10 protein-coding genes are annotated in these 10,737 nt (G+C 73.2%); 2 read left to right on the forward strand and 8 right to left on the reverse strand.

Annotated elements, in window-relative coordinates:
* Positions 1-302 precede the first annotated feature (302 nt).
* Together ACZ3KJ_RS24275 and ACZ3KJ_RS24280 are read right to left on the reverse strand one after the other, a co-directional pair.
* Positions 303-1,493 carry a sensor histidine kinase gene (locus tag ACZ3KJ_RS24275; protein ID WP_467529977.1) on the reverse strand — a complete coding sequence of 397 codons (1,191 nt, stop codon included), beginning with the start codon at positions 1,491-1,493 and terminating at the stop codon, positions 303-305.
* A gap of 4 nt (positions 1,494-1,497) precedes the next feature.
* The gene (locus tag ACZ3KJ_RS24280) at positions 1,498-2,154 is read right to left on the reverse strand and encodes a response regulator transcription factor (RefSeq protein ID WP_467529979.1); all 657 of its coding nucleotides are present in this window, start codon (positions 2,152-2,154) and stop codon (positions 1,498-1,500) included.
* Between the two features lie 118 nt (positions 2,155-2,272).
* On the opposite strand from ACZ3KJ_RS24280, the gene ACZ3KJ_RS24285 reads away from it, so the two are divergent.
* Positions 2,273-3,475 (forward strand): serine hydrolase domain-containing protein, encoded by a 1,203-nt coding sequence (locus ACZ3KJ_RS24285; protein ID WP_467529980.1) that lies wholly within the window; start codon positions 2,273-2,275, stop codon positions 3,473-3,475.
* A 257-nt stretch (positions 3,476-3,732) separates the two neighbouring features.
* On the opposite strand, the gene ACZ3KJ_RS24290 is transcribed toward ACZ3KJ_RS24285, so the two are convergent.
* The 6 genes from ACZ3KJ_RS24290 to ACZ3KJ_RS24315 form a co-directional block, all read right to left on the reverse strand.
* Complete coding sequence (locus ACZ3KJ_RS24290) at positions 3,733-4,872, reverse strand: LLM class flavin-dependent oxidoreductase (RefSeq protein ID WP_467529982.1); 1,140 nt, start codon at positions 4,870-4,872, stop codon at positions 3,733-3,735.
* A gap of 25 nt (positions 4,873-4,897) precedes the next feature.
* The gene (locus ACZ3KJ_RS24295; RefSeq protein ID WP_467529984.1) at positions 4,898-6,082 is read right to left on the reverse strand and encodes an SfnB family sulfur acquisition oxidoreductase; all 1,185 of its coding nucleotides are present in this window, start codon (positions 6,080-6,082) and stop codon (positions 4,898-4,900) included.
* 5 nt (positions 6,083-6,087) lie between these two features.
* The gene (ssuE, locus tag ACZ3KJ_RS24300) at positions 6,088-6,642 is read right to left on the reverse strand and encodes an NADPH-dependent FMN reductase (RefSeq protein WP_467529986.1); all 555 of its coding nucleotides are present in this window, start codon (positions 6,640-6,642) and stop codon (positions 6,088-6,090) included.
* 58 nt (positions 6,643-6,700) lie between these two features.
* Positions 6,701-7,918: an acyl-CoA dehydrogenase family protein gene (locus ACZ3KJ_RS24305; protein WP_467529988.1), complete on the reverse strand. Its 1,218-nt coding sequence runs from the start codon at positions 7,916-7,918 to the stop codon at positions 6,701-6,703.
* A gap of 44 nt (positions 7,919-7,962) precedes the next feature.
* Entirely contained in the window at positions 7,963-9,153 is a 1,191-nt protein-coding gene (sfnG, locus tag ACZ3KJ_RS24310; protein ID WP_467529990.1) for a dimethylsulfone monooxygenase SfnG, read from the reverse strand.
* Between the two features lie 259 nt (positions 9,154-9,412).
* Positions 9,413-9,496 carry a putative leader peptide gene (locus tag ACZ3KJ_RS24315; protein ID WP_350760414.1) on the reverse strand — a complete coding sequence of 28 codons (84 nt, stop codon included), beginning with the start codon at positions 9,494-9,496 and terminating at the stop codon, positions 9,413-9,415.
* Positions 9,497-9,633: 137 nt separating this feature from the next.
* Between ACZ3KJ_RS24315 and ACZ3KJ_RS24320 the strand changes: the two genes are divergently transcribed.
* On the forward strand, positions 9,634-10,545 hold the full coding sequence (locus tag ACZ3KJ_RS24320) for a LysR family transcriptional regulator (RefSeq protein WP_467529991.1): 912 nt from the start codon (positions 9,634-9,636) through the stop codon (positions 10,543-10,545).
* Positions 10,546-10,737 lie beyond the last annotated feature (192 nt).

Consider the following 10,737-nt stretch of genomic DNA (forward strand, 5'->3'; position numbering starts at 1 on the left):
AGGGCCGGCGTCGGGCTTCGGCCGTCGCCGTACGGCTACCCGCTGCGGAGTCGGCCCCGGGGACGTCCTCGCCCGGCCGACGACGGTCGCGCGGCCCGGCCGTCGGGCCCGCCGCCTCGGCGCCGAGGGCCGGCGTCGGGCTTCGGCCGTCGCCGTACGGCTACCCGCTGCGGAGTCGGCCCCGGGGACGTCCTCGCCCGGCCGACGACGGTCGCGCGGCCGACGACGGTCCGCGGCCCGGACGTCGGGCCCGCCACCTCGGCGCCGAGGGCCGGCGTCGGGCTTCGGCCGTCGCCGTACGGCTACCCGCCGAGACCGCCGGTGTCCCCACAGTCGTACCCTCGACCGGCCCCACCCGGGAAACGGACCTCGATCTCCAGCCCGCCGTCGGGGTTGGCGGTCGCGGTGATCTCGCCGTGGTGGGCGAGCACCACCGCCCGGACGATGGACAGGCCGAGCCCGGCGCCCCCGTCGGAGGCCGACCGGCCGCCGTCGCCGCGGACGAAGGGTTCCAGCAGCCGGTCCACCCGCTCCGCGGGAACGACCCGGCCGGTGTTGACCACCCGCAGGAACCCGCCGTCCGCCGTGCGGCCCGTGGACACGGCGACGCGGCCTGCCGGACGGTTGTGCCGGACGGCGTTGCCGATCAGGTTGGCCGTCATCCGTTCCAGCAGCACCGGATCGCCACGCATCGGCGCGGGCCGCAGATCCCGGTGCGCCACGAGGCTCTTCGCGCTCAGCCCGGCGGCGGCGCCCGCCAGTGCGCCGGCGGTGACCGTGGCGAGGTCCACCGCGCGGGACTCGCCCGTTCCCGCCTGGCTGTGCGCCAGCGCGAGCAGGCCGTCCAGGGTGCGGCGGCTGTGGTCGGCCGCCTCCCGGACGTCCTCGGCCATGGTCAGCAGCTCCGCCCGGCTGGGCTCGCCGTCGAGCGTCACGTCTATCGCGGTCCGCATGGTGGTGAGCGGGGTGCGCAGCTCGTGCGCGGCGTTCGCGGTGAACAGCCGTTGGCTCTCCAACGCCCGGTCACGTTCGGCGATACCGCGCTGGATCCGGTCCAGCATCCCGTTGACGGTCCTGGCCAGCGCCGCGAGCTCGTCCCGCGCCGGGCTCACCGGCACCCGGTCGGACAGGTTCTCCGCGGACAGCCGCCGGGCGGCGGCGGAGATCGTGCGGATCGGTCGCAGCACCCGGCCGGCCATCAGCCGGCCGAGCAGAGCGGCCAGCACGGTGACGGCCGCCAGCGCGATCCAGGCCTGCCCCACCAGCGTGGCCAGGGCGTCGTCGCGCACCTGGCGGGCCAGCTCCGAGGAATCCGGCGGCGGCAGCGGCTCGCCGGTGCCCGCTCCGGCGTACCGCACGACGATTCTGTGCTCGGTCAGGTTCCGGCGCGTCAGCAGGTAGGTGAGCGCGCTCAGCAGCATCCCCGAAGCCAGCACCAGCGCGGTGTGGAGCAGGGTGAGCCTGCCGCGTGCGGTCAGACGGACGGATCTCACCGCATCACGCCCGGAGCCGGTAGCCGGCGCCGGTCACGGTCTCGATCACGGGCGGGTCTCCGAGCTTGCGGCGCAGCGTGCCGACAGTGATCCGCACCGCGTTGGTGAACGGATCCGCGTGCTCGTCCCACACCTTCTCCAGCAGGGTCTCCGCGCTGACCACGGCACCGGCGGCGGACAGCAACTGCGTGAGCACGCCGAACTCCTTGGGCGCCAGGGAGAGCAGCCGGCCCGCCCGTTCCGCGGTACGCCGCGCCGGATCCAGGGTCACGTCACCGGCACGCAGCACCGGCGGCCGGGCCGGGGCGCTGCGCCGGGCCAGCGCGTGCACCCGGGCCACCAGTTCGGAGAACGCGAACGGCTTGCCGAGGTAGTCGTCGGCGCCCAGGGTGAGCCCGTCCACCCGGTCCTCGACCGTGCCGAAGGCGGTCAGCATCAGGATGCGCGAGGATCCCCGGTCCGCCAGCCGACGGCACACCGTGTCGCCGTGCACCACCGGCAGGTGCCGGTCCAGCACCACGACGTCGTACCGGTTCAGCTCGCACTTCTCCAGTGCTTCCCGGCCGTCCGGGGCCAGGTCGACGGCGAAGCCGTGCTTGCGCAGCCCGGTCGCGATGTATCCCGCCAGGGGCTGTTCGTCCTCCACCAAGAGCACCCGCATGGGCCGATTATGGCCACCGGGACCTATGGATCTCGTATGGCTGCGCGAACGGCCGCCCATACGCGCTGCCCGGTAGACCTGCCGGTGATCACATCCCGATGGCGAAAGGCAGTTCCCCATGGCGACTCGTCCCTCCCGGCGTACGGCACTCGCACTGCTCGGCGCGGTCCCGGCCGGCGGACTCGTGGCAGGCGGCCTCCCCGTCCCGGCCGCGGCCGACGACCGGTCCGGCCCGCTGCCCGCGGGTCTCCTGCCCGGCGGCGAACTGGACCAGTACGTGGCGGACAAGGCGGCGGCGGACGAGTTCTCCGGTTCGCTGCTGCTGACCCATCGGGGCCGGACCGTGCTGGCACGCTCGTACGGCACGGCCGACAAGCAGCGCGCCGTCCCGAACGGGCCGGGCACGCTCTTCCCGCTGGCCTCCGTGACCAAGCTGTTCACCGCGGTCGCCGTCGCGCAGCTGGCGCAGCAGCGGAAGATCGCCTACGGCGCCCGGCTCGGCACCTACCTCGACGGCTTCCCCTCCTCCGTCGCGGACACCGTGACCGTGCACCATCTGCTCACCCACACCTCGGGTCTCGGCGACTTCCACGCGTTGCCCGGTTACGAGTCCGCCGCGGCCGGCTGGACCACCCCGGAGCAGACCATGAACGGCACCACGGACCTGATCCGGCGGTCCGAGCCGGCTTTCGCCCCGGGCGCCGGATGGCTCTACAGCAATGCCGGCTACCACCTGCTCGGCGCGATCGTGCAAGAGGTGACCGGCATGTCGTACTACGACTACGTGCGGCAGCACGTGTTCGCCGCGGCCGGGATGACCGAGACGCGCTTCCTCACCAGGCCGCAGTGGCAGGCGGGCCGGAACATCGCGCATCCCTACCACCGTGACGCGCAGGGGCAGTGGACCGACGCGATCACGCAGTTCCGGTACATCGTCGGCGATCCGGCCGGTGACGCGTTCACCACCTGCGCCGACCTCGATCGCTTCGGGCGTTTCCTCTGGCAGCGCGAACTCCTCGACCAGGGCCGGACGGCCCTGGTGCTGAGCGGGAAGGTGCCGCTCGTCCCGGCCGGCACGGCCCCGGCCGACGGCACCGGCGTCCCCGCGCAGGACTTCTTCCAGTGCTACGGCCCCATCGGGGTGCTCGTCGCCGGCCAGTGGGCGTTCGGCCACGGCGGGGGCAACCCCGCCGGCATCTCGACCTCGATCGACGTGTACCCGGAGGCCGACTGGGGCGTCGTCGTGCTCTCCAACTACGACGGCGTCGTCGTCCCGTCGACAGCGAGCCTCGCGCGGAAGCTGATCACCGCCGGAGAGTGACCCCGGCACCGCACACGCCTCGGATCCCCGGGGGCGACGGCCGTGGTGCTCCCGGCTCCCGCGCTGCTCGCCTCCGGGTTTCCGAGCACTGGTGCACGCCCGTCCCGAGGCGCTCGTCGGCCGGCGTCCCGGCGGCCCGGCACGGTGCCGACGGGCGCCCGCCGGGGTGCGCTACACGGCCGGTCACGGCCCGCCGTCCGCGGCCGGCCGCGTAGCGCAACCGCCCGCGGCCCGCCGCGCTTGCGCACCGGCCCCGCTCAGCCCGCGAACGGCACCTGCACCGACGACGCCCTCTCCCCGGCCGGGTGCGCCCACAGTCCTTGCCCGGCGAGCCGCGGCAGCACTCCCTCCCCGAACCAGTACGCCTCCTCCAGATGCGGGTACCCGGACAGCACGAACTCCTCGATGCCCAGCGCCGCGTACTCCTTGATCCGCTCGGCCACCTCCTCGTGGCTGCCCACCAGGGCGGTGCCCGCGCCTCCGCGCACCAGGCCGATCCCGGCCCACAGGTTGGGGTGGATCTCCAGCCCGTCCCGGCTCCCGCCGTGCAGCGTGAGCATCCGCCGCTGCCCCTCGGACTCGCTGCGCGCCAGCCCGGCCTGCACGCTCCGGACGGTCTCCGGGTCGAACCCGTCGAGCAGCCGGTGCGCCTCCGCCCACGCCTGCTCGGAGGTGTCCCGGGTGATGACGTGCAGCCGGATGCCGAACCGCAGCGTGCGTCCCTCCCGCGCGGCGAGCCCCCGGACCCAGGCGATCTTCTCGGCGACCTGGGCCGGCGGCTCGCCCCAGGTGAGGTAGACGTCGGAGTACCGGGCGGCGACCTCGCCGGCGAGCGGTGAGGAGCCCCCGAAGTACACCTCGGGGACGGGATCGGGGACCCGGACGAGCTTCGCGTCCTCGACCCGGAGGTGTTCGCCCTTCAGGCCGACGGTCCCGCCCTCCCACAGCTCGCGGACGATCTGCAGGAACTCGCCGGTACGGCGGTAGCGGTCGTCCTTGTCGAGGAAGTCGCCGTAGGCCCGCTGCTCGTGGCTCTCGCCGCCGGTGACGACGTTCAGCAGCAGGCGTCCGCCGGAGTGCCGCTGGAAGGTGGCGGCCATCTGCGCGGCGAGCGTCGGGGAGACGAAGCCGGGACGGAAGGCCACCAGGAACTTCAGCCGCTCGGTGTGCCGGCTGACCATGGCCGTGGTCAGCCACGCGTCCTCGCACCAGGCGCCGGTGGGGGTGAGCGCGCCCACGAAGCCCAGGTCCTCCGCGGCGCGGGCGATCTGGCTGAGGTAGGCGACCGTGGGCGGCCGGTCACGCCCCGAGGCGGTGGCGGGGGTGCCGTGGCCGCCGCCGACGACATGGCGGCTGTCTCCGTTCGTGGGCAGGAACCAGTGGAAGGTCAGGGACACGAGGGGTCTCCGTTCGGGGGTGTCGCTACAGGAGGCCGTGGCGGGGCGGTCTGGTCCCGTCCAGGGCGTACCGGCCGATGTGCTGGATCTTCCAGCGGCTCGGGTCGTGCAGCGTGTGGGTGCGGGCGTCGCGCCAGTGGCGGTGCAGATTCAGGGCGTTGAGCGCGGACCGGGTGCCGGAGACCTCGAACAGCGCGCCGGCCACCTCCACCGCCGCGCGGGCGGCCTCCACCTTGGCCGCGGCGACCGCGACGGACGCCTCGGCGGCCGAGTCGTCGGTGAGGTCGGCCCGCGCCGCGTCCACCGCCCGCGCCGCCTCCCGCAGAAGCGCCTCGGACGCCCTCACCCGCAGGGCGAGTTCACCGAACTGCTGGATCAGCAGCGGATCCTCGGCGGCCGTCTCGGCCCCGCTCTCGAACCAGGGGCGGCTCTTGGTGCGGACGAACTCCGCGGCCTCGGCCAGCGCTCCCGCGGCGATGCCGGCGTCGATGGCCGCGTGCAGCAGCTGGGCGACCGCTCCGTGCAGCTGGGGGCCCCGGAAGGTGAGGTGGTGGGGCAGGACCCGGTCGGCGGGCACGGACACGCCGTCCAGGCGGACGGTGCCGCTGGCGGTCGTCCGCTGACCGAGGCCGTCCCAGTCGTCGATCACCGTCAGGCCCGGGGCGTCCCGCGGCACGTACGCCACGTGCAGTTCGTCGTCCTCGGCGCGGGCCAGCACCGGGATCCAGTCGGCGAACAGGGCGCCGGTGCAGTAGTGCTTGACGCCGGTGAGGAGGTACGAGCCGTCCGGCGCCGGCTCCAGACGGGTGCGGATGTCCTGGACGTGCCGGGTGCCGGCCTCCGACTGGGCGTTGCCGAAGCGGCGGCCGGCCAGCAGCTCGGCGAAGAAGAACTTCTGCTGCTCCGGCGTGCCCTGGCGGCGGATCACGTTGACGTAGGCGAAGTGGCTCTGCGGGATCTGGGCGAGACTGCCGTCGGCGGCGCCCAGCAGCCGGAAGATCTCCGCGAGGGTCTCGGCACGGACGTCCGCGCCGCCGTGTCCGGCGGGCACGGTCACGGCGAGCAGCCCGGAGGCGGAGAGCCGGTCGAGTTCCTCGCGGGGCAGCCTGCGTTCGCTGTCGCGGGCCGAGGCCCCCTCGCGGAACGCGTCGGCCAGGGCCGCCGCGACGGCGACGGCCTCGGCGTCGTCGGCGATGACGTGCGCGGTCATGGCCGTCAGCTCGCCGCGGCCAGGACCGGGGCGCCGCCCAGCACGGCCGAGAACCGGTCGACGACCTGGGTGAGCGCCTCGCCGGCGGACGGGGCCACCGTGATCGAGCCGTCCTCGTGAACGGTGATGTCCTTGTCGAGGGTGAACCAGCCCTGCACAATGTGGGCCGCACCCATGGAGTTCAGGACGGGCCGCAGCGCGTAGTCGATGGCCAGGACGTGCGCGACGGAACCCCCCGTGGCGAGCGGCAGCACGGTCTTCCCGGTGAGCGCGTACTGCGGGAGCAGGTCGAGGAGCGCCTTGAGGACACCGGAGTACGACGCCTTGTAGACGGGGGTGCCGACGACGACACCGTCGGCGCGGGCGAACAGGTCGGTGGCCTCGACGATCGCGGGGTGCCGGAAGTCCGCGCCGAGCAGGGCCTCGGCCGGGACGGTGCGCACGTCCAGGGGGATCACCTGGTGGCCGTGGGCGATGAGCCGCTGGTCGAGGTGGCGCAGCAGACGGCCGGTGCGGGAGGAGGCGGAGGGGCTGCCGGAGACGGACAGGACGGTGGCCATGGGTCCTCTTTCGGGGAGTCCGGGGCGCCCGTGCGGAACGGGCGCCCCGGGGGAGCGGTCAGGAGTACCAGGTGGGTTCGGGAAGTTCGCCCTCCAGGACCCAGCGGCCGACCTCGCGGCGCTTGTAGGCGACGGGGTCGTGCAGGGTGTGCGTGCGCACGTTGCGCCAGAAGCGGTCCAGGCCTTCGCCGGTGGCGGTGGAGCGGGCGCCGGTGACCTCGAAGATGCGGCTCGAGACCTCCAGGGCGACATCGGTGGCGCGGGCCTTGACCGCCGCCACCCGCACCTCGAAGTCGCCGCGGGCCTGCGCGGTCACCGCGTCGGGGTCGTCGTGCAGCTTCTGCCCCTCCGCGGCGACCGCGTCGGCGAGGGCCTCCACGGCCCAGAGCTTGGCGGTGAGGTCGCCGTAGACGTCGATGACGTACGGCTCGTCGACCGCCCGTTCGTGGCCGCCGTGCAGCCAGGAGCGGGACTTGGTGCGGGTGTAGGCGGCCGCCGTCTCCAGAGCGCCGGCCGCGATGCCCAGGTAGAAGTTGACGAAGACGAGCTGGATGGTCGGCACGTTGAGGGTGTTGTAGACGCGCGGCTGGAACACCTTGTCGACGTAGCCGGCCGCGGAGGACCACGGGGTGCGCACGCCGTCGAGGGTGACGCCGCCGCTCTCGGTCAGCCGCTGGCCGATGTTGTCCCAGTCGTCGTGGAAGGTCAGGCCCTCGCTGTCGGAGGGGACGATCGCGAACACGTGCTGCTCGGTGCCCTCCAGCACGCCTTCGAGGACGGTGACGTCGGAGACCTTGCTGCCGGTGGAGAAGGTCTTGCGTCCGGTGAAGACGAGGTCATCGCCGTCCTCGGTGACCACGACGTCCTTGTCCCGCGGGTTGACGGCGCCGCCGAAGAACCAGCGGCCCCGGGCGGCCTCGGCCTCGACGTGCTCCCACTGCTCACGGGTGCCGACGAGCCGGGCGGCCCAGTTCCACAGGTAGTGGTAGCCGAGGAGCTGGCCGATGGAGCCGTCGGCCTTGGCGATCTCGCGGACGACGCGGTAGGCGGTGGGCCACGGCTGGCCCCCGCCGCCGTGCTCGACCGGGCCGAGCAGGGTGACCAGGCCGGCGTCCTTCAGCAACTGGACCTCGGCGTACGGGGTGGCGCCGGCGCGGTCGCGTTCGGCGGCGTCGGTGGCGAGGACGGCGGCGACCTCGGCGGCGCGGCCGATCCATTCCTCGGGGGTCTGCGGGGTGGGCTGGGTCTGCCAGTCGGGGTGCGTGGCGGTGCTCATGTTCGTCGACCTCTTTCGCGGTGCGGTGCGGAAGGCGGGGGCGGTCAGGCGCGGACCGGGACGGCGCCGGAGTCGGCCTCGGCGCCGGTCCCGGTGGTTTCGTTCTCCGTCTTGTTCTCGTTCTCGGTTTCGGTTTCGGTTTCGGTTTCGGGGAGTCGTGCCTCCAGCTCGCGGACGAGGGGCAGCACGCGCCGGCCGAAGTATTCGACCTCCTCGTGGTAGTGGAGGAAGCCGAGGAGGAAGAGGTCGACGCCGAGCTTCTTGTAGGCGACGATCCGTTCGGCGATCTGCTCCGGAGTGCCGATGAGGCCGGTGCGGAAGCCGTCGTTGTACTGGACGAGGTCCTCGAAGGTGGAGTCCTGCCACATGCCCTTGCCGTCGGCGGTGGACCGTCCCGCCTGCTTCACGGCGGCGCCGAAGCCCTCGACGGCCTCGCTGTCCGCCTTCGCCACGATCTCCCGGAGCGTCTCGCGGGCCTCGCCCTCGGTGTCCCGGGCGATGAGGAATCCGTTGAGGCCGAACTTCGGCGCCGTACGGCCGGCTTCGGCCGCGGACCGGCGTACGTCGGCGATCTGCTCGGTCACGCCGTCGAAGTCCTTGCCGTTGGAGAAGTACCAGTCGGAGACCCGGCCGGCCATCTGCCGCGCGGCGGTGGAGTTGCCGCCCTGGAAGATCTCCGGGTGCGGGCGTTCGGGGGTGTTGAGGGGCTTGGGCTTGAGGGTGAAGTCGCGCAGCCGGTAGAAGTCACCGGCGAGTTCGGCGTGGTCCTCGGTCCAGATCGAGCGCAGCGCGCGGATGAACTCCTCGGAACGGCGGTAGCGCTCGTCGTGCTCCAGCCAGGGCTCGCCGAGGGCGGTGAACTCGCCCTTGAACCAGCCGGAGACCACGTTGACGGCGAAGCGGCCGCCCGAGAGGTGGTCCGCGGTGGCGCCGAGCTTGGCGAGGACGCCGGGGTGCCACAGCCCCGGATGGACGGCGGCGATGACCTTCAGCCGCTGGGTGGCGAGGAGCAGGGCGAGGCTGAAGCTGGTCGACTCGTGCTGGTACTCGGCGCCGTAGCTGGCCATGTAGCGGACCTGGCTGAGGGCGTAGTCGAAGCCGTTGTTCTCGGCGAGGACGGCGAGTTCCCGGTTGTAGTCGTATCCCCAGTCGGTGCGCTGCTCGATCGTGCTGGTGACGAGTCCCCCGCTGACGTTGGGGACCCAGTAGGCGAATTTCACGGGCGCTGCGGGCATGCGGAACTCCTGGCGCGAAACGGTGTCGGGCACGCCGAATTCAGGGTGCGGAAACACGCTGTGAATCCATGCGCTGGATTCATGCGGGCATCCCGTGCGGTGCGTCCGTACGGTGCCTTCGTACGGTGCATCGAGCGGTGAATTCAGGCGGTGAGGGGAGCCTGCACGGCACACGACCACACGACCAGCGACGCGCCTGCGCGTGCGGGGTGCGGGTACGGGTGCGGTGCGGGAGAGGGGCGGCGGATCGGGAAGTAGATCAGGCCGCGGCGCAACAGGAGGCGCTGGAGACGCGCGCGAGGTCGACATGGCGTCGCCGCGTGAGGTCCAGTCGCATCTTCATGCCGTCGATCGTGGCAGCAGCCGGCCGCAACGGTCAAGGCAAACCCGACCGGTCTCGTATCGCGGACCATTGAATTTCACGAAGGCGTGACAGGGAAACCCTTGAACCGGTGGTGAATGCGGCCGCATTCTTCCGGCGTGCGGACAGAACAACTGGAATACATAGCGGCGGTCACCCGGCTCGGTTCGCTGCGCCGGGCCGCCGAGGAACTGCGCCTGTCGCAGCCCGCGTTGAGCGAGACCGTGCGCAACCTGGAGCGCGAGCTGGGCGTGGACCTGCTGGAGCGCAAGCGTTCCGGCGCCACGATGAGCGCGTCGGGGCGTGAGCTGCTGCCCCACATCATCGGGGTGCTGGACGCGGTGGACCGGCTGCGCGCGGCGGCCGGCGAGCAGCACCGCATCAGCCGTATGGTGCGCGTCGGCACCGTGAACGCGGCGACCGTGCCGCTGCTCATCCCGGTGGTGCGGGAGTTCCGCGCCGCGCACCCCGTCACCCAGGTCGAGGTGGTGGCGGCCCAGCAGACCGACATCCACCGGACGCTGCTGGAAGGCGGCTTCGACCTGGGCCTGGTGAACCACCTGGCCGGTGACGACATGCCCGCGGAGTTCGAGTCGACCGAACTGCTGCGGGGGCGGCCGGTGGTGTGCGTGCGGCCCGACAGCCCGCTGGCGGCCGGCCCGTCGGTGTCGGTGGACGACCTGCTCGGCGTGCCCCTGATCGGGATGCGCTCCGGATATGTGATGCACCGTTACGTGCACCGGCTCCTCGGCGGCCGCGCGCCCTCGTTCGCGTACTCCACCGACGGGGCGGAGATGGGCAAACTCATGGTGGCCGAGGGGCTGGGGGCGACGGTCCTGCCCGAATTCAGCGTGGCCGGCGACCCACTGGAGCGGCGGGGCGCCCTCACCTACCGGCCGATCAGCGGGGAGACGACCCGGGTGCTGCTGATGCTGCGCCGACGCCGCGCCGACTCCGTGCCGCAGGCCGCGCAGGACCTGCACGAGGTGTTCGTGCGGACGGCACGGGAACTGGGCACGGGCAGCCGCTGAGGGCGCCGGCCGCCCACGGTCCGCCCCTGGGCGGCACCGCCGAGCCGAAGCCCCGGAGCCGGTAGGCGTCGTGGGGCCGCCCCCCCCCCCCCCCGGCCGCCCCCCCCCCCCCGGGCCCCCGGGGGGGGGGGGGGGGGCGGGAACCGCCCGGGGGGGGTGGGGGGCGTGGTGGCGACGGTTGGGGGGGGGGGT

Source organism: Streptomyces sp. NPDC003248 (assembly GCF_055563235.1).